Origin of the sequence: Sphingomonas pituitosa NBRC 102491 (assembly GCF_001598435.1) — a bacterium.
In the GTDB taxonomy this organism is placed as follows: Bacteria; Pseudomonadota; Alphaproteobacteria; order Sphingomonadales; family Sphingomonadaceae; genus Sphingomonas; species Sphingomonas pituitosa.
The window spans coordinates 100,505-120,049 of record NZ_BCYY01000001.1 but is presented as its reverse complement, the minus strand read 5'-3'; the positions used below and the strand labels follow the sequence as shown (position 1 = coordinate 120,049).

The following is a 19,545-nucleotide window of genomic DNA, read 5'->3' as shown; positions in this document are numbered from 1 at the left end:
GATGGCGATCGAACTCAAGATGCCGGCACTCTCGCCGACCATGGAAGAGGGCACGCTCGCCAAGTGGCTCGTCAAGGAAGGCGATGTCGTGAAGTCCGGCGACATCCTCGCCGAGATCGAGACCGACAAGGCGACGATGGAATTCGAAGCCGTCGACGAAGGCACGGTCGCCAAGATCCTGGTGACCGAAGGCACGGATAACGTGAAGGTCGGCACCGTGATCGCGCTGATCGCGGGTGAGGGCGAGGACGCCTCGACCGCCGCCGCCGCGCCGGTCCCGGCGAGCCAGCAGACCGAGCCGACCCCGGCGCCCGCCAAGGCTCCGGAAACCGGCACCGCCCAGCTGACCGCCGCGGTCGAGAAGACCCGTCCTGCTGATCCGGCCGTGCCCGCCGGCACCGAAATGGTGAAGACCACGGTTCGCGAAGCGCTGCGCGATGCGATGGCCGAGGAAATGCGGAGCGATCCGCGCATCTTCGTGATGGGCGAGGAAGTTGCCGAGTATCAGGGCGCCTACAAGGTGACCCAGGGCCTGCTCGACGAATTCGGCCCCAAGCGCGTCATCGACACGCCGATTACCGAATACGGCTTTGCCGGCGTCGGCACCGGTGCGGCGATGGGTGGCCTGAAGCCGATCATCGAGTTCATGACGTTCAACTTCGCCATGCAGGCGATCGACCACATCATCAACTCGGCAGCCAAGACCAACTACATGTCCGGCGGCCAGATGCGCTGCCCGATCGTGTTCCGCGGTCCCAACGGTTCGGCAAGCCGCGTCGGCGCGCAGCACAGCCAGAACTATGCCCCCTGGTATGCCAGCGTCCCCGGCCTGATCGTGATCGCGCCCTATGACGCGGCCGATGCCAAGGGCCTGCTCAAGGCCGCGATCCGCAGCCAGGATCCGGTCGTGTTCCTCGAGAACGAGTTGATGTACGGCCGCAGCTTCGAGGTGCCGAAGCTCGACGATTACGTCCTGCCGATCGGCAAGGCCCGCATCATGCGCGAGGGCAAGGACGTGACGCTGGTCAGCTACTCGATCGGCGTGGGCGTGGCCCTCGAAGCCGCCGAGAAGCTGGCGGCCGAAGGTGTCGACGCCGAAGTGATCGACCTGCGCACGCTGCGCCCGCTCGACAAGCAGACGGTGCTGGAGAGCCTGAAGAAGACCAACCGCATCGTGGTGGTCGAGGAAGGCTGGCCCACCTGCTCGATCGCGTCGGAAGTCGCCGCGTTCGTGATGGAAGAGGGCTTCGACGACCTCGACGCGCCGGTGCTGCGCGTGACCAACGAGGACGTGCCGCTGCCCTACGCCGCGAACCTCGAGAAGCTCGCGATGGTGACGGCGGACAAGGCCGTGGCGGTCGTGAAGAAGGTCACCTATCGCTGATCTTCTGCTTCCGAGCAGAAAACAGGCCCGTCCGACATCCTGTCGGGCGGGCCTTTTTCGTCAGGCGGAATAGAGATCGCAGGTCGCGCGGTTCGAGGTCGGCGCGGGATTGTAGACCTGGCCGTAATCGCGGTTGTCGCGGACCACGAACGAGGCGACGTAGCGCATCGTCTTGGTACTGGTGAACCAGCCTTTCCCCACCAGCGGCGTGTAGAGATAGTTGATCTCGACGAACATCACGCCGGAGTCGGTGGGCGCGTTCACTTGCGCGCCGTTCTCGCCCATGCCGCTGGGGGCGAGCGTGCCGGGGTGCTGGGCGCTGTTGTCGCCCGAGCTTGCGGTATTCACGCCGGCGGTTGGATCGTAGGTGACGCCGTCCGCCCTTACCGTCTTGCCATAATGCGAGTCGTAGCTGGCGCCGCCCTTGAGGCCGATGCAGCGCTGCCAGTGGATGCGCTGCGTGCCGCCGCTATTCTCCAGGCTGGAGAGCGTGATCCTGCCGTTCGCGGTGAGGTTGAGCGGCGTGCCCTGCTGCTTGGCGGCGAGCAGCACGTCGTTGAGGTCGACCTCGCGCAGTTGGGTGAAGCCGGTGCCCTTGAACTCGCCGACCCGGCTGGCATTGTCGGCCAGCGCCAGCGCGATCTGGCTCAGCCGCTGGTTGGTGATCGCATAATTGGTCAGCTCGGCCGCCCAGAGCCCGGCGGTCAGCACGATCGGCAGGCCGAGGGCGAATTCCAGCAGGACAGCGCCGGAGCGGGCGGCGCGCAAGCGGTGGAGCAGGGGGAGCGCGCTCATTGGCATGAAATCTGCTGCGGCGCAGGGATCGACTGGGTGGCGTAGGGCTGGTTTTTGAACCGGGTCGCGGCGGTGAGCACCACATTGTTGCTCAGACCGATCAGCCGGGCGACCGGGAAGATCCGCGTATAGCTGGCCCTTACCTTGTACACCGTCACGTCGCTCGCACCGCCCTGGCCGGCGCGACCGGGATCCATGTCCCATTGGCCGTTGCCGTTGATGTCGGTGAAGCACTCGCCGGGATCATATCTGCCGTTGCCGTTGCCGTCGATGAAGTCCTCGGGCTTGATCACCGAGAAGCTGGCGTAGAAGAGCCGGCTGGGGGTGACGGTCGCCTTGCCCGCGACCTGGCGGACGGCGGCGATCACCCGGTCGTCGATGGTGGTGGTGTTGGCGGCCTCGATTGTGGCATCGCGCGCCGCCTTCTGCACCGCGCCTTCGAGCACCGCCTGGACATAGGCCTGATAGCACAGGTCCATCAGTCCCATCAGCAGGCCGAGCAGCACCGGCAGCAGGATCGCGAACTCCACAAGCGTCGCGCCGCTCTCGTCCTGTTCCAGTGCCTGCTTCATCGGCTCAGCCGCAGCATTGCAACGCGCTTTGCGATTGTCTGGAAGGCGGCGTTGAGTGCCGTGTTGTCCGCCGCATAGAATGCCTGGCCCGAGGACGCGCAGTCCGTCAGCTGCTTGGTCAGCGTTTGCCCGAAGCCGACGACGAAGATCGAGATATTGCGCGCCTTGGCTGCCGCGCAAGCGGCGACGAAGCGGGCATTGTGCGCGGTGAGCTGGTCGGGGTTGGTCGCACACGACAGGCCCCCGGAACTGGTGACGCGCTGGTCGTACGATTCGATCCCGTACATGCCGTAGAGGCACATGCTCGGCGACATGTCGCCATCGGTCATGAACACGATGTAGCGCCTGGGCGGATTGCGACCCGGCCATGCCGCCGTATCCGCGGCGAACAGGCCGGTGGGCGAAATCAGCCGCGTGCCCCAGATCATGCCGGTGTCATGATAGGTACCGCCCTGCGGCACGAAGTCCGGCGCGTTCACATAGGCGCGAATTTGCGCCTCCGTCAGCGTGTCGAGCCGCTGTACCGGCTTCCCGCAGGAAACCCAGCCATTGGCGATGTTGTAGTAGAAACTCATCGGCGTGAACGCTGCGAGCGAGTAATTGGGATCGTTCGGGGGGACATAGTCGCCATAGGGATTGGTGCTGTTCCCGCTGTCGTTGGCGCTCGCCTTGCTGCCCCTGTAGTAGATGACGTCCGGCCACATCGGCCGCCAGCGCGTATCGTCGTTGATCGGTACCAGGTCCGGATCGAGATCGGCTGGCAGGTGCTGATAGTCGATCGGCAGGGTCTTGCTGGTGCGGCGTTCCTCGAGGCAGCCCTGCCAGCGCGAGGTGGCACCGGTGATCTTGCTGGGGTCCGGCACGGTGTTGCCCAGCTTGTACTGGCTCGTGTCGAGGCTTCGCTGCTTGTAGGTCCAGGCGACGCGAATCTGCTGCGTCGAGACCGTGCATGTTCCCTTCGTCGCGTTCGGGCTGTTCGGGGCCCAGCTGGCGTCGGCGTTGGATGCCGTGCCGCTAGTGGTGTAGCCGCTTGCCGGCGAACGGCCGCCGCGGGCATCGCAGGTGCTTTTGGTTTCGTTGGTGTAGGAAGCGGACGAGGCGTTGCCGACGTTGAGATCGTACGACACCCGGCTGTCATAGGTCCAGCTGTCGACGATATAGCTCGGCGAAAGATCGCGGATTGCCTTGCCCGCGTTCACCGTCGAGGAATAGGTTACGAAGCCGTATCGGAGGTGTGTCGCCGGATCGACCGCGGCAGCGAGGGTGGTGTAGAAGTTGATCACGGCTTGGCGCAGACCGGCAATCTTAGACCCGGACTTTTCAGTCACGGCATAGCCGGTCGTGCCGTCCGGCGCAGGCCGGACATAGTTATAGACCGACTGGCTGCACCCGGCGGTACCGTCTGCCGTCGTGCAGGCCATCGATCCCGTCGTGTCCAGCACGAACATGATATCGGTATCCGCCACGTCGTAGCGCGCCTCGCAGGTCACCGTCAGCGCCTGGTCGCCAAAGCCCATCATCCTGGTCATCGTCATCGGCACGGTGGCGGTGGCCGTGGCGGCGACCTGGTTCTCGCTGGTCTTGGTCGGCGTGAAGCCGACCGCCTTGGTGCCGAACAGCCCGACCTTGAAGTTGTTGGCGAAGAAGGCGTTCGCCTGGGTGACGGCGGCGCTGTCCAGCGTGGTCGCGCTGGTCGAGACCATGAACCGGCGCCCTGCCAGCGCGCCCGCGTCGCAGGCCTGCTGCAGTCGGTTCTTGACCATGTACAGGCGCGCCGTGTCGACGGCAGATCCGGCGATGAACAGCAGGGGTATCAGGGCGATCGCCATCATCGCCAGCACGTTGCCCGCGCGGTTGTCACGCAGCCGGGCAAGCAGGCCGACCCGGCCGCGGGGCCGGGGAAAGCATCGCTGAATCCGCTCGAGAACCGTTCTGCGCATCGCGATCGATCAAAACCCCCTGGCGAGGAAGCGCCGGCTCTTCCTTCGCCGATCCTCCCGCCATAGAGGGAACGGGTGAACGCTTCCCTAAACACGCCGCCCGAAGACCCCGAGCGGGCGCTGATCCTGTCCTACGCGCCTGCCCCGGGCCGCCCCGCGCTCGCAGCCCTGCTCGCGCTGGACGAGGCGCTGGCGCTGTTGCTGCGGACCACCAGCCAGCCGGCGGTGGGGCAGTTGCGGCTCGCCTGGTGGCGCGAGGCGCTGGCCAAGCTGGACACCGCGCCGCCGCCCGCCGAACCGGTGCTGCGCGGCCTCGCCGCCGAGGTGCTGCCGCGCGGCGTTACCGGCGCGTCACTGGTGCCGATCGTGCACGGCTGGGAAGTGCTGGTCGAGGAAGAGGCGCTCGATGGGCTGGCGCTTGCCCGCTATGCGGCGGGGCGGGGGAGCCTGTTCGTCGCGGCCGGCACCGCGCTGGGTGCGGAGGGCGACCCGCTGGTGCTGGGCGGCGAGGGCTGGGCACTCGCGGATCTGGCCCGCCATCTGGGCGACGGCGCGGAGGCTGACGCGGCCCGCAGCGCGGCCGCGCCGCGCCTTGCCCAGGCGTTGGCTGCGCGCTGGAGCCGGAACGGCCGTGCGCTGGGCGCGCTCGCGCACCGGGCGAGGATGGATCTCGATCTGCCCGCCGACGCGCTCCTGCCGATCGGCGCTCCCCGTCGAGTCGCGCGCCTGCTCTGGCATCGGCTCAGCGGCCGTTAGGACTTGGCTGCACCGCCTTGAAGGTGTAGGTTCGGGCGACGTTCCGGGGGGAGCTTGGCATGTGGCGATATGCGGTGGGCGCCGGTGCGGCGCTGTTGCTGGCGTTCGGGGGATTTTTGCTGTTCGGACGCGGACCGGCGCGGACGCCGCTCGCCGCTGTCCTGCAGCCCGCGCCGGCGACGGCGGGTGCGGTCACGCCGTTGCCCGATGCTGCGCCGGAGGCCGATGCCAAGACCCGCGAGCAGAAGCGCTTCGACCGCTATGACAAGGACCGTAACGATGCAGTGAGCCGCGACGAGTATTTTGCGGCGCGCCACAAGGCGTTCGCCAGGCTCGACACGAACGGCGACGGCAGGCTGAGCTTCGAGGAATGGGCGGCCAAGTCGATTGCCAAGTTCACCGGCGCCGATGCCGACAAGTCGGGCACGCTCACCCGCACCGAATTCACGACGACGGCACCGCCGCGCCGGGCGCCGAGCGCGCGCTGCGCCTGCGGCAAGCCCGCGCCGGCCCCGACCCCCGCCGCCAAGGGCGAGGACGAGGACAACTAGGCGGTCAGCCGACCCGTTCGAAATGGCCGCGTTCGAAGCTGCCTGCCATCAGCGCGACAATCCGCTCGGCGACCACCTCGGGCGCCTTCACGCTTGCCGGATCCTCGCCCGGAAAGGCACGCGCGCGCATCTTGGTGCGCGTGGCGCCCGGATCGACGATGCCGACCCGAACCTGGGAAACATTCTCCAGCTCGTGGCCATAGCTGAGCAGCAGATTCTCGAACGCTGCCTTGGACGCGCCGTAGACGCCCCAATAGGCGCGCGGCGTCCGGCCGACGCTGGACGTGATGCCGAGCACCCGCGCCGAGGGCGCACGGCGCAGCATCGGATCGAACGCCGCCAGCATCGCGCCCTGTGCGGCGACGTTGAGCGTCAGCACCTTGGCGAACTCGGCGAAGTCGATCGCGTTCACCGCGCTCAGCGTGCCGAGCATCCCAGCGTTGAGCACCAGCATGTCGAGCGTCGGCCAGCGCTCGCCGATCGCGCTGGCGAGGCGACCGATCGCGTCATGCTCGGCCAGATCGAGCGGTGCGATCGTCGCGCTGCCGCCCGCCTGGAAGATCGCATCCTCGACTTCCTCGAGCCCACCCGCGGTGCGGGCGGTGAGGATGACATGGGCACCGGCGGCGCCCAGCGCGATCGCCGTCGCCGCACCGATCCCGCGGCTGGCGCCGGTAACGAGCGCGGTCTGTCCCGCGAGCGGTATTTCGCTCACCGGCTCAGCCGACCTTCTCGGCGAGCAGTGCCAGCTGGTCCGGCGGCGGGGCCAGTTCATCCTGGTCCGTCAGCGTCGTCGGATAGTCGCCGGTGAAGCAGGCGTCGCAATATTTCGGATGAATATCGGCGCGGCGCGCCTCGCCCAGTGCCTTGTACAGGCCGTCGATCGAGACGAAGGCCAGGCTGTCGGCATGGATGAAGTCGGTCATGCCGTTCACGTCCAGCTTCGCGGCGAGCAGCTTGGCGCGCTCGGGCGTGTCGACGCCGTAGAAGCAGCTGTGGCGCGTCGGCGGCGAGGCAATGCGCATATGCACCTCCTTCGCGCCGGCATCGTGCATCATCTGCACGATCTTGAGGCTGGTGGTGCCGCGCACGATCGAATCGTCGATCAGCACGATGCGCTTGCCAGCGATCAGCTCGCGATTGGCGTTGTGCTTCAGCTTGACGCCGAGGTGGCGGACCTTGTCGCCCGGCTGGATGAAGGTGCGGCCGACATAGTGCGAGCGGATGATGCCGAGCTCGAACGGAATGCCCGACTGCTGGGCATAGCCGATCGCCGCCGGCACGCCCGAATCGGGCACCGGCACGACCAGATCGGCCTCGACGGGCGACTCGATCGCCAGCTGTGCGCCGATCGCCTTGCGCACCGAATAGACCGAACGATTGTCGCTGATCGAATCGGGCCGCGAGAAATAGACATATTCGAAGATGCAGGGGCGGGCGGCCTGCGGTGCGAACGGCTTGTGGCTGCTGATCTCGCCATTGGCCTTGACGATCACCAGCTCGCCCGGCTCGACGTCGCGGACATATTCGGCGTCGCACACGTCGAGCGCGACGGTTTCGGAGGCGAAGACCACCGACTCGCCCTGGCGGCCCATCACCAGCGGACGGATGCCGAGCGGATCGCGGCAGGCGATCATGCCCTCGGGCGTCATCACGATCAGCGAATAGGCGCCTTCGACCTGCTTCAGCGCGTCGATGAACCGATCGATCAGCGTGCGATACTGCGACGTGGCGACGAGGTGGATGATCACCTCGGTATCCGAGGTCGACTGGAAGATCGCGCCGCGGCGGACGAGATCGCGCCGCAGCCGCATCGCGTTGGAAATATTGCCGTTATGGGCAATGGCGAAGCCGCCGCTGGCCAGTTCCGCATAGAGCGGCTGGACGTTGCGGATCGCCGAGCCGCCGGTGGTCGCGTAGCGGACATGGCCGCAGGCGACCAGGCCCGGGAGCGAACGGATCACGTCGTCGCGATCGAAATTGCCGGCGACATGGCCCATCGCGCGGTGCGAATGGAACTGATGGCCGTCCCAACTGGTTATGCCCGCCGCCTCCTGGCCGCGGTGCTGTAGCGCGTGCAGCCCAAGCGCGACCATCGCGGCCGCGCCTTCGCTGTTGGAAACGCCGAAAATGCCGCACTCTTCGCGCAGCTTGTCGTCATCGAACGGGTGTGTGGTAAGCATTGGCCCTCGGGGGGAACGGCAACGGTTGAGCGGGCATATAGGCGCTTCATCCCGCTTTGTCTCCGGTCTGTCACAGGGAAAAGGACCGTTTACCCTTTTTGCAGGTTAACCCCCTGAGAAAGGAGAGTGATCATGGCCAAGGATCACGGCGCCCAGATCAAGAACGACGCGGTGTACGAGAAGCTGCGGGACGAAGGCGCCTCGAAGGAGAAGGCGGCGCGGATCGCCAATGCACAGGCGAACGGCAGCCTCGATTCGGGTGGCGGCAAGCTCGAGGAGCGCAGCAAGGCCGAGCTGTATGACGAGGCGAAGGCGATCGGCATCGAGGGGCGCTCCAAGATGGCCAAGGATGCGCTGGTGAAGGCAATCCGCAAGCATTGAGGGCTGATCGCTGCGGGGCGCCCGATGTCACTTCCTTGCTGGTGCAGCCCTCATATCGACGGCCGGTATCTGGGGCGGAGACGCCGTAAGAGGGCCCAACCAGAAGAAGCCGTCAAAGTCGGCGCTGGCGGCATCGCCTGGACCGGGGCCAAGCTGCAGGAAGGGTGCGTGGTGCAGGTCCGCGCTCCCCGCCACCGGATATGCGCCGCATGCAATGGCATCGGCCGGAACAGGGTCGCCGGGGCGAAGCTGAAGGCCTGGCTTCAGCTGGCAATTCCAGCTTGTGCCGCCTGCATGACGCAGTTGCAGGCTGACCAGTCGGCCTGAAGGCGCGAGTCGCAATGCCATCGGCTCGAATTGATCCGGTCCTTCGCCGACCATGCGTCGCCGGGCATGGAAATCCCCGACAAGCACCAGCACCACATCGTAGGCGGCCTTCTTCGCCGCATTCGCGATGTTCTCGGCCTGTGCGGCTTCATGGGGGCCCTGGCGGGGAAGCCTCTCGAAGCGGACTTGCTGGGCTATATCGCGCGGGCCGCTGAACGCGACGATGTCGATCGCGGCTCCCTTGTCCTTCAGCGAATGGAGCCGCAGTAACAGGTCGAACATGGCGTGGCTCGCGACCCCATCCGTTCGGCCGGCCCAGCCGATCGTCGACAGCTGCTTGCGGAACTCGACATCAGGAAGCTGCCAAGCCGCCTGGAGCTGGCCGTCCAGAGTCGCATGAAACTCGATGCCGACTAATATTCTTTTGCCCTGCGCGAGAAGCCCGCAGGCAACGTCGCCGATAAAAGCGGGCGATTCCACGCTGCCATGGATCTCGCCGAAGATCACGAACTTCGGATCCAGCTTCTCCACTGCCTCCCAGCCTTCCGGCGGCGTGCATTGCTGCTCCGATGCTGCCGGAACCGGAGGGTGAAGGGCGAGAAGCAGTGCGGCGAGCAGGCTCATGCATGGAGGCTTGCATGCCTTTTCTTGCGACGCAAGCGGTCCTGCGTCGGGAGATGACGAGGCGGCCGGGCTCCGCTACAGCGCCCCCGTGACCGATCTCCGCGAAACGGGCGCCGCGCTCGACCCGAAATATGATGCCAACGGCCTGATCACCGCCGTCGCCACCCACGCCACCACCGGCGAGGTGCTGATGCTCGCGCATATGAATGCCGAGGCGTTGGCGGTGACGCTGGAAACCGGCAAGGCCACCTTCTGGTCCCGCAGTCGCAACCGGCTGTGGACCAAGGGCGAGACTTCGGGCCACTTCCTCCACGTCGTCGAGGCGCGTATCGACTGCGATCAGGACGCGCTGTGGCTGCGTGTGGAGCCGCATGGTCCGGCTTGCCACACCGGCGCACCGAGCTGCTTCTACCGCCGGATCGAGAACGGAGTGCTGGTGCGCGACGCATGAAGCGGGCGGGGGTGGCGCTGCTGCTGCTGGGGCTTGCTGCATGCGGCGCTCCCTCGCCGGCGCCGAGCGGCGGCGCCGCCGTCGATCTCGAGGCAGCGGCGATCCAGCGGGGCCTGGTGCGCGACCCGCGCGGTGGAAGCATTGCCGGCGCTTACGCGCGCGGATCCGATCGGCTTTGCATCGTGCCCGCCGGCGGCGGCCACCGGATCGGCATCGTCATCGACTATGGCGAGGACAATGGCTGCCGCGCAACCGGCACCGCCCGGCGGGCAGCGGAGGGGCTGGAACTGACGCTCGGCCCGGACGGCGCCTGCCGCTTTGCTGTCCGGTATGACGGCGATCACCTCGCGCTGCCGGGCGCCTTGCCCAAGGTCTGCTCGCAGCTCTGCACCGGTCGCGCTGCCTTGGCCGGCACGCAGTTCGTTCGGCTGGGCGAATCGATCGCCGAGGCGCAGGCGATGCGCGATGTGCACGGCAAGGCGCTTTGCGGCGAGTAGACGCGGGGCAGGGATGTGATAGCCTCCTTCGGCAGCCGCCCTGGCGCGGCTTGCCCCTGAAGGAGAGAGCCCATGCGGGTGCTGGTTCTTGCAAGTGCGGTCGGTCTGCTGGCTGCGCTTCCTTGTTCCGCCCAGATCTGGGGTGGTCCCGTTCCCGCCGGCGCCGGCGGCAGCTTTGCCGGTCGCGGCATCCAGGTCGCGCCGCAGCCCCGCTCCGCGCGCAGCGAGATTCGCGCCGGGGAGCGGAGCGGCCAGCTCACCCGCCGGGAGGCGCGGCAGCTGCGGCGGGTCGTTACCGTCAACGCCGATATCGCGTCGCGTCTTTCCCGCGACGGCCTCACCGAGTCCGAGGCGGCGGAGCTCAACACGCGCGCCATGCTGCTCCATGAGGATATCGTGCGCGCCCGCTTCAACGACAGCAATCGACCGAAAAGCAGATAGCCTCCCGCTTGACGTTCACGTAAAGGGAAACTACAAAGGCTGCATGACCGCTGCTGCCTTTCCGATCGAGGCCCTGGCGCCGATCGAACCGCGTCCGGACCGGGACGCCTTTTCGATTTCCGACCTGTGCGCCGAGTTCGCCGTCACGCCCCGCGCGTTGCGTTTCTATGAGGACGAGGGGCTGATCTCGCCCGAGCGGCGCGGCACCCAGCGCATCTACACGCATCGTGATCGCGCCCGGCTCGCCTGGATCCTGCGCGGCAAGCGCGTCGGCTTCAGCCTGGGCGAGATCAAGGAAATGATCGATCTCTACGATCTGGGCGACGGCAGGCGCGTGCAGCGCCAGGTGACGGTGGAGCGCTGCATGGACCGCATCGCCCATCTGGAAGCGCAGAAGCGCGACATCGATGCGCACATTGCCGAGCTCGCGCAGTTCGTCGACCTGATCAAAAGCAAAGACAACGAGCACTAAAGCCAACGAGCACTGAGGAACCTGAAATGCCGCAGTTTACGCCCCCCGTGCGCGACACGCGCTTCGTTCTGGATCGGGTCATCGGGCTCGATCGCTATACCAACCTGCCGCACTTCCAGGCAGCGACGCCCGACGTGGTCGATGCGGTGCTGGAGGAGGGCGGCAAGTTCGTCGCCGAGGTGCTGTTCCCGATCAACCATAGCGGCGACCAGCAGGGCTGCACCCGCCATGCCGATGGCAGCGTGACGACGCCGGAAGGCTTCAGGCACGCCTACCAGCAGTTCGTCGAGAGCGGCTGGGGCACGCTGAGCGCGCCGGCCGAATATGGCGGGCAGGGCATGCCGCACGTCGTCTCCACTGCGTTCCAAGAGTACATGATATCGGCCAACATGGCCTTCGCCATGTACCCCGGCCTCACCCACGGCGCGATCGCCGCCCTTCTGGTCAAGGGCTCGGACGAGCAGAAGGCCAAGTACGTCCCCAAGATGGTCTCGGGCGAATGGGGCGGCACGATGAACCTGACGGAGCCGCAGTGCGGCACCGATCTGGGCCTGATCAAGACCAAGGCCGAGCCCAATGCCGACGGTTCCTACAGCATCACCGGCACCAAGATCTTCATCTCGTCGGGCGAGCACGACCTGACCAGCAACATCATCCATCTGGTGCTGGCCAAGACGCCCGGCGCGCCGGACAGCACCAAGGGCATCTCGCTGTTCGTGGTGCCGAAGTTCCTGGTGAACGACGACGGCTCGCTGGGCGAGCGCAACCCGGTGTCGTGCGGCTCGATCGAGCACAAGATGGGCATCCACGCCAATTCGACCTGCGTGATGAACTATGACGGCGCCAAGGGCTGGCTGGTCGGCGACGAGATGAAGGGCTTGGCGGCCATGTTCATCATGATGAACGCCGCGCGCCTCGGCGTCGGCCTGCAGGGCCTCGGCATCGCCGAAGTCGCGATGCAGAACGCCGTCCAGTACGCCGGCGACCGTCGCCAGGGCCGCGCGCTGACCGGCCCCAAGGAGCCGACCGAGAAGGCCGACACGCTGTTCGTCCACCCCGACGTCCGCCGCATGCTGATGGAGGCCAAGGCCCAGATCGAGGGCCTGCGCGCGCTCTGCCTGTGGGGTGCGCTCCAGGTCGACATGGAGCATGCCGCCGCGACCGAGGAAGAGCGCCAGCTCGCCGGGGACCTGATCGGGCTGCTCACCCCGGTGATCAAGGGCGTCGGCACCGATATCGGCTACAAGGTCGCGACCGATTGCCAGCAGGTCTATGGCGGCCACGGCTACATTGCCGAATGGGGCATGGAGCAGTATGTCCGCGATGCCCGTATCGCGATGATCTACGAAGGCACCAACGGCGTGCAGGCGATGGACCTGGTCGGCCGCAAGCTGGCGCTCAACGGCGGCCGCGCGGTGCAGGCGCTGTTCCGCGTGGTGAGCGAGGAAATCGCCGTCGCCAAGGGCCATGCCAAGCTCGCCGGCTTCGCCGAGGCGCTGGAAAAGGCGCTGGGGCACCTGCAGGGCGCGACGATGTGGCTGGCGCAGAACGGCTTCAAGAACCCGAACGAGGTCGGCGCTGGCGCCTATTCGTACATGCAGCTCACCGGCACGGTGGCGCTGGGCCTGATGTGGCTGCGCATGGCCAAGGCCGCTGCCGAAGCGCTGGAGCAGGGCGCCGAGGACGTCGCCTTCCTCGAGGCCAAGCTGGTCACCGCGCGCTTCTATGCCGAGCGGTTCCTGCCCGATGCGAGCGGCCTGCGCCGCAAGATCGAGGCGGGCAGCGAGGCGGTGATGGCGCTCGATCCCGAAATGTTCAAGGCAGCCTAATCGCTGCTCGCGCTCGACGAGGCCGGCGTTGCGGGAGCCGCAGCGCCGGCCTTGTTCTGTGCCGGTGTCCTGCGGCGGACGCCGTCCAGCGGTGCGGGTTCCGTGCTCGGCGCCGGGATCGCTGCGACCGTCGGCGTGGGCGAGGGCAGCGGCGGGAGCGCCCGGCGCATGCACTGCGTGATGGCCGGACGTGGGAACTGCTCGCAGTTCCAAAGCGCCTTCGCATATTTCACCGAGTCGTCGCGGAGATAGCTGAAGCTCATCGCCATGGCCTGCTCGCCGGTCGGAGGAAGGCGTGGCGGGCGCTTGGCGGGGTCGCTCCAGGCCATGAACTTGCAATAGGGCCGCTCGCCGCATGCCTTCATTGCCAGCGCCGGAAAGCTCTCCGCCGCTACGCTCTTGGGGAGCAGGATCAGGAACACGTTGGGGTCGCCGGCCACCGGCGCCGGAACTGCACTGGCCGGGATCGCCGCCATGCGGGTTGCGAGATCCACGGGCAGGTTGCTCGCTTCCTCCAGCGGCGGCGCTTCGCCCTGGTGCGCGGGCGACAGCTTGCCCAACAACGCGATGTTGGGCTCGTTCGCCAAATAGGCGCGGTTGAAGGCGGGCGGGGTGCCCCACCAGCCTGCCCAGCGGAAGAACAGATGGGTGTGCAGCGCGACGATCTTGTCGAGGCTCGCACTCCAATAGGGCACCACCCAATCGGTATGGTAATGGGTCGCGTGACCGACCGGACGGAACACCGCGCCGTGCAGCGCCATCGTGGCGATCTCGCGGGCGCGCGCCCAGGCGGCGGGGGTCGGTGACCAGCGCAGCAGGGCGCCGTCGCAGCTGAAGGTGAACTGGCAGCCGGTGCTGCGCTCCGATCCCTGGAACACCACGCCGCACACGGTCTTCGGGAAGGCGGGGTGGCGTACACGGTTCAGGATGACCTGCGCCACCGCGCGTTCGCCCTGCGCATCGTCACCCGCCTCATAGACTTCGGCCGCGGCCAGGCAATCGACCGCGCGCTCCTGGCTGTCGGCCGCGCCGACGAGGTGAAAGGGCCGGGCGGCGGGGTTGGGATCGGTCGAAAACGGGATCGACTCGTTGAACGCGCGCGCATCGTCGGGCGTGAGATCGGCAATGGCGATCGGCTCGACCGGCGGCAGCTCCTCCTTCGGCACCACCCGGTTGGGCAGCGCCACGGGCGGCACGCGGTGGTGCCGATGCGACACTTTGGGCGCGTTCACCACCAGCAAGGTGGGGATCACGAGCGCAGCGAGCGCGAGGATGCCGAGTACCAGGCGAAGCCAGGCAGGCGTGGGAGCGGAGGAATTGCTGGGCGTCACAGGCGGTTGTGGCGTTCTCGATCGAGGGTGGTCGCCCTTATCCCAAAGCATCGGCCAAGGAAACAGGCGCGCGCCGGACGGCTGAACGGAACCGATACGGTGCCGCAACCGTATTGTGGCGGGGCACGTTTTCCTGCGAACGAATGAAGATAGGTTTTCTAGCATGCATCAACCCGCGCTCGTCATTGCGCTGATCGGTGCGCTGGGCATCGGTGCGCAGTGGATCGCCTGGCGCACCGGCTGGCCGGCAATCGCGCTGATGCTCGTCGCCGGTGTGCTCGCCGGGCCGGTGGCCGGAGTGATCGAGCCGCACGCAGTGTTCGGCGAACTGCTCGAACCGATCGTCTCGATCGCCGTCGCGCTGATCCTGTTCGAGGGCGGCCTCAGCCTCAACTTTCGCGAGCTGCGGCGCACCGACGGCGCGGTGACCCGGCTGGTGCTGCTGGGCGTGCCGATCGGCTGGGGGCTGGGGACGCTGGCGCTTTACTATGCTGCCGGGCTGGTGTGGCCGGTGGCGACGCTGTTCGCCGGCATCCTGGTCGTCACCGGGCCGACGGTGGTCCTGCCGTTGCTCCGCCAGAGCAACGTCGCGCAGCGGCCACGCGCCATTCTGAAATGGGAAGCGATCGTCAACGATCCGATCGGTGCGCTGTGCGGGCTGGTCACCTATGAATATCTCCGCCGCGCGGGCGACGGCGGTACGCTAATCAGCGTGCTGGGCTCGTTGCTTGCCGCCAGCCTTGTCGCCGGGCTCATCGGCTTCGTGGTCGCCAGGGCGATCGGCTGGGCCTTCCAGCGTGGGCATGTGCCGGAGTATCTCAAGGCGCCGGTGCTGCTCGTCGCCGTGATCGGCGTGTTCGTCGGATCGAACCTGATCCAGCAGGAGACCGGGCTAATCACCGTCACCGTCATGGGCGTGGCGCTCGCCAATATGCGGCTCGATTCGCTGCGCGACATCCATCCGTTCAAGGAGAACGTCACCGTTCTCCTCATCTCGGGCGTGTTCGTGCTGCTTTCCGCCTCGCTCGATTTCGAGGTGCTGCGCCATTTCGAATGGCGCTTCCTCGCCTTCCTCGCGGCGCTGCTGTTCCTCGTGCGGCCGATCACCGTGCTGCTGAGCCTCGCCTTCACCAAGGTGCCGTGGAACGAACGGTTGCTGGTCGCGTGGATCGCGCCGCGCGGCATCGTCGCGGTGGCGATCTCCGGCCTGTTCGCGCTGCGGCTCGACAAATTGGGATATAGCGATGGCTCGATCCTGGTAACGCTCTCCTTCGCGGTCGTCGTCGCGACGATCGTCGCGCACGGCTTCTCGATCGGGCCCGTCGCCAAGCTGCTCAAGGTGACCGGTGCGACGGAGCGCGGCCTGCTGATCGTCGGCGGCACGCCGTGGAGCCTCGCGCTCGCCGAGCAACTCCGCCAGATCGAGGTACCCGTGACGATCTGCGACACCAGCTGGCAACGGCTGCGGCCTGCACGCTCGGCCGGCATCTCCACCTATCACGGCGAAATCCTCGCCGAGGCGACCGAGGATCGGCTGGACATGTCGCAGTTCCAGGTGCTCGCTGCGACCAGCGACAACGAGGCGTATAACGCGCTGGTCTGCAACGAATTCGCCCATGAGATGGGCCGCGACAATGTCTACCAGCTCGGCAGCGGCGGCGACGACGAGGACGCGCGGGCGCTGCCCGAGTCGCTCCGCGGCCGCGCGCTGTTCACCAGCGGGCACGGCGTCGAGGAGATCGTCGCGCGCGACAGCGAGGGCTGGAGCTTCCGCAAGACGCGGCTGACCGAGCAGTTCGACTTCGACGCCGCCAAGGCCGACCTGCCCGACGCGGCGGACATGCTGCTGCTGGTGCGCAAGGGCGGGCTGCTCCGCTTCTTCTCGCACGCCAGCCGGCCGACGCCGCAGCCTGGCGACACGATCATCTCGTACGTGCCCCCCATGCCGGCGGCGCGACGGCTTCAGGAGGAGGTTGCATGAGCAGATGGGCGATGCTGGCGCTCATGGGATTGCTGGCGGGCTGCGATGCCCGTGAGGCCCCGCGCGACAATGCGGCGGCCGAGAACAAGAGCATCGTTGCCGAGGAGGACAGCCTCGCGAACAACAGCGCCGCCGAGGCGCCCAAGTCGATCCTGCGGCCGGAGGTCGTGCCCGACGAACCCGAAAAGCGCGCGCTCAAGCCGCTGGATCTCGTGGTGCCGTTCGGCGTTTCGGGGCTGAAGCTGGATGATGCCGGCAGGAGGGCACTGGACGAGATGCTCGGCACTGCGACCATGGCCGCCGGCGGCCCGATCACCATCGGCGGCCACAGCGACACGCGCGGCAACGACCGCGACAACCTGGTCTCCTCGCGCAAGCGGGCCGAAGCGGTGCGCGACTATCTGCTGTCGAAGGGCGTGCCGGCCGAGCGGATGACGGTGATTGCATTCGGCGAAACCCGCGCGCTGGTGCCGAATGCCAAAGCGGATGGCAGCGACGATCCGGATGCGCGGGCGAAGAACCGGCGGGTCGAGGTGCAGGTGGCGTTGCCTGGCTCTGAGGAGACGCCAGAGGCTACACCGGACAATGGAACCGGCGAGGCTCCGTCGGTTGATCCTAAGTCTCAGCAATAGGCAACAACGGACTGTCATCCCGGCGAAAGCCGGGATCCATTGCCCTCAGCGTCACGGCTCCTGCTACAACCGAGTGGCGAATGGATCCCGGCTTTCGCCGGGATGACGGGGGTGGGGGCATCCCCACCCCGGTATCGATCAGCTCTCGGGCAGGAAGTCCGGCACGCTCAGATAGCGCTCGCCGGTATCGTAGTTGAAGCCGAGTACGCGCACACCGTCGGGCAGGTCGGGCAGCTTCTGCAGGATGGCGGCGAGCGTGCCACCCGAGGAGATGCCGACCAGCATGCCCTCTTCGGCGGCCGAGCGGCGCGCCATGTCCTTGGCGACGGCGGCATCGACCTTGATCACGCCGTCGATCGCATCGGTGTGCAGGTTCTTCGGCACGAAGCCCGCGCCGATGCCCTGGATCGGGTGCGGTCCCGGCTGGCCGCCCGAAATGACCGGCGAAAGCTCGGGCTCGACCGCGTAGACCTTGAGGTCCGGCCATTCCTTCTTCAGCGCCTCGGCGACGCCGGTGATGTGGCCGCCGGTGCCGACACCGGTGATGATCACGTCGATCGGCGTGTCGCGGAAGTCGTTGAGGATTTCCTGTGCGGTGGTCCGTACATGCACCTCGATGTTCGCAGCGTTTTCGAACTGCTGCGGCATCCACGCACCCGGCGTGCTCTCGACGATTTCGAGTGCGCGCTCGATCGCGCCCTTCATGCCCTTCTCGCGCGGCGTCAGGTCGAAGCTGGCGCCATAGGCCAGCATCAGCCGGCGGCGTTCGAGCGACATGCTCTCGGGCATCACCAGGACCAGCTTGTAGCCCTTCACCGCCGCGACCATCGCCAGGCCGACGCCGGTATTGCCGCTGGTCGGCTCGACGATCGTGCCGCCGGGCTGGAGGCTGCCGTCCTTCTCGGCGGCCTCGACCATCGCCAGCGCGATGCGGTCCTTGATCGAGCCGCCCGGGTTCGAGCGCTCGGACTTGATCCACACCTCGGCGCCGGGGAACAGCTTGTTGATACGGACGTGCGGCGTGTTGCCGATCGTTTCGAGGATCGTATTGGCCTTCATGTCGTCATCTCCTTCGGAGGAACTTCGAGGGTGGCCGGGGGATCGAAGGTTCGAGCCCGCTTGAGTTCGGGGAATAGCTTCGCCCACAGGGCCGTGACAAGGATCGCGCCGATGCCGCCGCCGATCACCGCGGCGACCGGGCCGATCAGCGCGGCGAGGAAGCCGCTTTCGGCTTCGCCCAGCTCGTTCGAGCCGGAAATGAACAGGGTGGAGACCGCACCGACGCGGCCGCGCATCTCGTCCGGCGTGTAGAGCTGGATCAGCGACTGGCGGACATAGACCGAGACCATGTCGGCAGCACCCAGCACGAACAAAGCGGCGAGCGAGACGAGCACGGCGGGGGAGAGATCGGTGCCGACCGCCTTGGGGCCGAGCACCGGCACCAGCAGCGGGGCGGCCGCGCCGAACACCACCGTTGCCACGCCGAACAGCGCGACCGCGACCAGCATCTTCACGCCCACATTGGTCCTGAGCGGGCGCCACGAGAAGAACAGGGCCGTCACCACCGCACCCAACGCAGGCGCGGCGCGAAGGTGCCCGAGCCCTTCCGATCCCACCTGCAGGATGTCGCGCGCATAGACCGGCAGCATCGCCGTAGCGCCGCCGAGCAGCACCGCGAACAGGTCGAGCGAGATCGCGCCCAGCACCAGCCGGTTGCGGCGGACATAATGGAGGCCGTCGACCATCTGCGACAACGGGCTGCCGGTGAACTTGCGCGCGGCGGTGGGCACCGGACCGATCAGGAACAGCATCAGCAACGAGACCAGGAACAGCCCGCCCGAAACGGCATAGGCCAGCCACGACGCCGCGGCATAGAGATAGCCGCCCATCGCCGGGCCGATCACGGTGCCGCTCTGCCAGGCGAGCGAGCTGAGCGCGATCGCCGTGGGCAGCACCGCCTTGGGCACCAGATTCGGGGCCAGCGCGCCCAGCGCCGGGCTCACGAACGCGCGGGCGACACCAAGCAGTGCGGCGATGCCGAACAAGGCGGGCAGGGTGATGGTGTGCCGCCAGGTCAGCCAGGCGAGCGCGAGCGCGCAAAATGCCTCCAGCGCCACGGCGGCGCGCGCGATCCAGCGCCGGTCGATCCGGTCCGCCACCCAGCCGGCGAACAGCGACAGGAACAGCAGCGGCAGGAACTGCGCGACGCCGATCATGCCGAGCTGGAAGGCGGCTTCCTTGATGCTCATCGTGCGGCGGGCGATGTCGTAGACCTGCCAGCCGATCACGATCACCATCGCCATCTGCCCCAGTGTGGCGGCGAGACGGGCGACGAAATAGGCGCGGAAATTGCCGATGGCGAAGGGATGTTGGGCCATGTTTCCGCTCTTGGCGCGCG

General features: G+C 67.3%; 20 protein-coding genes. 11 read left to right on the top strand and 9 right to left on the bottom strand.

The window, feature by feature from the left end:
- The first annotated feature begins 1 nt into the window (after position 1).
- On the top strand, positions 2-1,384 hold the full coding sequence (locus SPI01S_RS00545; protein ID WP_066716582.1) for a pyruvate dehydrogenase complex E1 component subunit beta: 1,383 nt from the start codon (positions 2-4) through the stop codon (positions 1,382-1,384).
- 60 nt (positions 1,385-1,444) lie between these two features.
- Here the strand turns inward: SPI01S_RS00545 and SPI01S_RS00540 are convergent, their stop codons facing one another.
- From SPI01S_RS00540 to SPI01S_RS00530, 3 genes are read right to left on the bottom strand one after another with little or no spacing between them, the layout of a single operon-like run.
- Positions 1,445-2,179 carry a TadE/TadG family type IV pilus assembly protein gene (locus SPI01S_RS00540; RefSeq protein ID WP_066716579.1) on the bottom strand — a complete coding sequence of 245 codons (735 nt, stop codon included), beginning with the start codon at positions 2,177-2,179 and terminating at the stop codon, positions 1,445-1,447.
- On the bottom strand, positions 2,176-2,751 hold the full coding sequence (locus SPI01S_RS00535) for a TadE/TadG family type IV pilus assembly protein (protein WP_066716577.1): 576 nt from the start codon (positions 2,749-2,751) through the stop codon (positions 2,176-2,178). Before SPI01S_RS00535 ends, SPI01S_RS00540 begins: the two co-directional genes overlap by 4 nt.
- On the bottom strand, positions 2,748-4,691 hold the full coding sequence (locus SPI01S_RS00530) for a TadE/TadG family type IV pilus assembly protein (protein WP_066716574.1): 1,944 nt from the start codon (positions 4,689-4,691) through the stop codon (positions 2,748-2,750). The genes SPI01S_RS00535 and SPI01S_RS00530 overlap by 4 nt, the downstream gene beginning before the upstream one ends.
- Before the next feature lie 75 nt (positions 4,692-4,766).
- Here SPI01S_RS00530 and SPI01S_RS00525 point away from each other — a divergent pair, with 75 nt between their 5' ends.
- Positions 4,767-5,447: a squalene/phytoene synthase family protein gene (locus SPI01S_RS00525; RefSeq protein ID WP_066716572.1), complete on the top strand. Its 681-nt coding sequence runs from the start codon at positions 4,767-4,769 to the stop codon at positions 5,445-5,447.
- Positions 5,448-5,506: 59 nt separating this feature from the next.
- Positions 5,507-5,998, top strand: a complete 492-nt coding sequence (locus SPI01S_RS00520; protein ID WP_066716569.1) for an EF-hand domain-containing protein — start codon at positions 5,507-5,509, stop codon at positions 5,996-5,998.
- Between the two features lie 4 nt (positions 5,999-6,002).
- On the opposite strand, the gene SPI01S_RS00515 is transcribed toward SPI01S_RS00520, so the two are convergent.
- Together SPI01S_RS00515 and purF are read right to left on the bottom strand one after the other, a co-directional pair.
- Positions 6,003-6,713 (bottom strand): SDR family NAD(P)-dependent oxidoreductase, encoded by a 711-nt coding sequence (locus SPI01S_RS00515; RefSeq protein WP_066716566.1) that lies wholly within the window; start codon positions 6,711-6,713, stop codon positions 6,003-6,005.
- A 4-nt stretch (positions 6,714-6,717) separates the two neighbouring features.
- Positions 6,718-8,181 (bottom strand): amidophosphoribosyltransferase, encoded by a 1,464-nt coding sequence (gene purF, locus SPI01S_RS00510; RefSeq protein WP_066716565.1) that lies wholly within the window; start codon positions 8,179-8,181, stop codon positions 6,718-6,720.
- A gap of 132 nt (positions 8,182-8,313) precedes the next feature.
- Here purF and SPI01S_RS00505 point away from each other — a divergent pair, with 132 nt between their 5' ends.
- On the top strand, positions 8,314-8,562 hold the full coding sequence (locus SPI01S_RS00505; protein ID WP_066716563.1) for a DUF7218 family protein: 249 nt from the start codon (positions 8,314-8,316) through the stop codon (positions 8,560-8,562).
- Between the two features lie 27 nt (positions 8,563-8,589).
- On the opposite strand, the gene SPI01S_RS00500 is transcribed toward SPI01S_RS00505, so the two are convergent.
- Positions 8,590-9,513: a hypothetical protein gene (locus tag SPI01S_RS00500; RefSeq protein ID WP_066716560.1), complete on the bottom strand. Its 924-nt coding sequence runs from the start codon at positions 9,511-9,513 to the stop codon at positions 8,590-8,592.
- An 88-nt stretch (positions 9,514-9,601) separates the two neighbouring features.
- Here SPI01S_RS00500 and hisI point away from each other — a divergent pair, with 88 nt between their 5' ends.
- From hisI to SPI01S_RS00475, 5 genes are all read left to right on the top strand, one after another.
- Positions 9,602-9,964 carry a phosphoribosyl-AMP cyclohydrolase gene (hisI, locus tag SPI01S_RS00495; RefSeq protein WP_066716557.1) on the top strand — a complete coding sequence of 121 codons (363 nt, stop codon included), beginning with the start codon at positions 9,602-9,604 and terminating at the stop codon, positions 9,962-9,964.
- Positions 9,961-10,461: a hypothetical protein gene (locus SPI01S_RS00490; protein WP_066716552.1), complete on the top strand. Its 501-nt coding sequence runs from the start codon at positions 9,961-9,963 to the stop codon at positions 10,459-10,461. The genes hisI and SPI01S_RS00490 overlap by 4 nt, the downstream gene beginning before the upstream one ends.
- Positions 10,462-10,533: 72 nt before the next feature.
- Positions 10,534-10,902, top strand: coding sequence for a hypothetical protein (locus tag SPI01S_RS00485; RefSeq protein ID WP_066716549.1), 369 nt, complete (start codon positions 10,534-10,536; stop codon positions 10,900-10,902).
- A gap of 43 nt (positions 10,903-10,945) precedes the next feature.
- Positions 10,946-11,374, top strand: a complete 429-nt coding sequence (locus SPI01S_RS00480; protein ID WP_066716546.1) for a MerR family transcriptional regulator — start codon at positions 10,946-10,948, stop codon at positions 11,372-11,374.
- Positions 11,375-11,400: 26 nt separating this feature from the next.
- Positions 11,401-13,203, top strand: coding sequence for an acyl-CoA dehydrogenase C-terminal domain-containing protein (locus SPI01S_RS00475; protein ID WP_066716539.1), 1,803 nt, complete (start codon positions 11,401-11,403; stop codon positions 13,201-13,203).
- Here the strand turns inward: SPI01S_RS00475 and SPI01S_RS00470 are convergent.
- The gene (locus SPI01S_RS00470) at positions 13,200-14,534 is read right to left on the bottom strand and encodes a cell wall hydrolase (RefSeq protein ID WP_066716536.1); all 1,335 of its coding nucleotides are present in this window, start codon (positions 14,532-14,534) and stop codon (positions 13,200-13,202) included. The two genes, SPI01S_RS00475 and SPI01S_RS00470, sit on opposite strands and share 4 nt — an antisense overlap.
- A gap of 163 nt (positions 14,535-14,697) precedes the next feature.
- Here SPI01S_RS00470 and SPI01S_RS00465 point away from each other — a divergent pair, with 163 nt between their 5' ends.
- Both SPI01S_RS00465 and SPI01S_RS00460 read left to right on the top strand, forming a co-directional pair.
- Complete coding sequence (locus SPI01S_RS00465) at positions 14,698-16,515, top strand: cation:proton antiporter (RefSeq protein ID WP_066716534.1); 1,818 nt, start codon at positions 14,698-14,700, stop codon at positions 16,513-16,515.
- Entirely contained in the window at positions 16,512-17,147 is a 636-nt protein-coding gene (locus SPI01S_RS00460; RefSeq protein ID WP_066716532.1) for an OmpA family protein, read from the top strand. Before SPI01S_RS00465 ends, SPI01S_RS00460 begins: the two co-directional genes overlap by 4 nt.
- 138 nt (positions 17,148-17,285) lie before the next feature.
- Here the strand turns inward: SPI01S_RS00460 and cysK are convergent, their stop codons facing one another.
- The gene (gene cysK, locus SPI01S_RS00455) at positions 17,286-18,206 is read right to left on the bottom strand and encodes a cysteine synthase A (protein WP_066716530.1); all 921 of its coding nucleotides are present in this window, start codon (positions 18,204-18,206) and stop codon (positions 17,286-17,288) included.
- The gene (locus tag SPI01S_RS00450; RefSeq protein ID WP_066716528.1) at positions 18,203-19,525 is read right to left on the bottom strand and encodes an MFS transporter; all 1,323 of its coding nucleotides are present in this window, start codon (positions 19,523-19,525) and stop codon (positions 18,203-18,205) included. The genes cysK and SPI01S_RS00450 overlap by 4 nt, the downstream gene beginning before the upstream one ends.
- Positions 19,526-19,545 lie beyond the last annotated feature (20 nt).

What these genes read in the sequence shown, in the direction of transcription:
- SPI01S_RS00505 (WP_066716563.1), top strand. Translation starts at nt 8,314, where the DNA reads ATGGCCAAGGATCACGGCGCCCAGATCAAGAACGACGCGGTGTACGAG.
- SPI01S_RS00540 (WP_066716579.1), bottom strand. Translation starts at nt 2,179, where the DNA reads ATGAGCGCGCTCCCCCTGCTCCACCGCTTGCGCGCCGCCCGCTCCGGC.
- SPI01S_RS00465 (WP_066716534.1), top strand. Translation starts at nt 14,698, where the DNA reads ATGCATCAACCCGCGCTCGTCATTGCGCTGATCGGTGCGCTGGGCATC.
- SPI01S_RS00475 (WP_066716539.1), top strand. Translation starts at nt 11,401, where the DNA reads ATGCCGCAGTTTACGCCCCCCGTGCGCGACACGCGCTTCGTTCTGGAT.
- SPI01S_RS00450 (WP_066716528.1), bottom strand. Translation starts at nt 19,525, where the DNA reads ATGGCCCAACATCCCTTCGCCATCGGCAATTTCCGCGCCTATTTCGTC.
- SPI01S_RS00485 (WP_066716549.1), top strand. Translation starts at nt 10,534, where the DNA reads ATGCGGGTGCTGGTTCTTGCAAGTGCGGTCGGTCTGCTGGCTGCGCTT.
- SPI01S_RS00480 (WP_066716546.1), top strand. Translation starts at nt 10,946, where the DNA reads ATGACCGCTGCTGCCTTTCCGATCGAGGCCCTGGCGCCGATCGAACCG.
- SPI01S_RS00545 (WP_066716582.1), top strand. Translation starts at nt 2, where the DNA reads ATGGCGATCGAACTCAAGATGCCGGCACTCTCGCCGACCATGGAAGAG.
- SPI01S_RS00520 (WP_066716569.1), top strand. Translation starts at nt 5,507, where the DNA reads ATGTGGCGATATGCGGTGGGCGCCGGTGCGGCGCTGTTGCTGGCGTTC.
- SPI01S_RS00460 (WP_066716532.1), top strand. Translation starts at nt 16,512, where the DNA reads ATGAGCAGATGGGCGATGCTGGCGCTCATGGGATTGCTGGCGGGCTGC.
- SPI01S_RS00535 (WP_066716577.1), bottom strand. Translation starts at nt 2,751, where the DNA reads ATGAAGCAGGCACTGGAACAGGACGAGAGCGGCGCGACGCTTGTGGAG.
- cysK (WP_066716530.1), bottom strand. Translation starts at nt 18,206, where the DNA reads ATGAAGGCCAATACGATCCTCGAAACGATCGGCAACACGCCGCACGTC.
- SPI01S_RS00490 (WP_066716552.1), top strand. Translation starts at nt 9,961, where the DNA reads ATGAAGCGGGCGGGGGTGGCGCTGCTGCTGCTGGGGCTTGCTGCATGC.
- SPI01S_RS00500 (WP_066716560.1), bottom strand. Translation starts at nt 9,513, where the DNA reads ATGAGCCTGCTCGCCGCACTGCTTCTCGCCCTTCACCCTCCGGTTCCG.
- purF (WP_066716565.1), bottom strand. Translation starts at nt 8,181, where the DNA reads ATGCTTACCACACACCCGTTCGATGACGACAAGCTGCGCGAAGAGTGC.
- SPI01S_RS00530 (WP_066716574.1), bottom strand. Translation starts at nt 4,691, where the DNA reads ATGCGCAGAACGGTTCTCGAGCGGATTCAGCGATGCTTTCCCCGGCCC.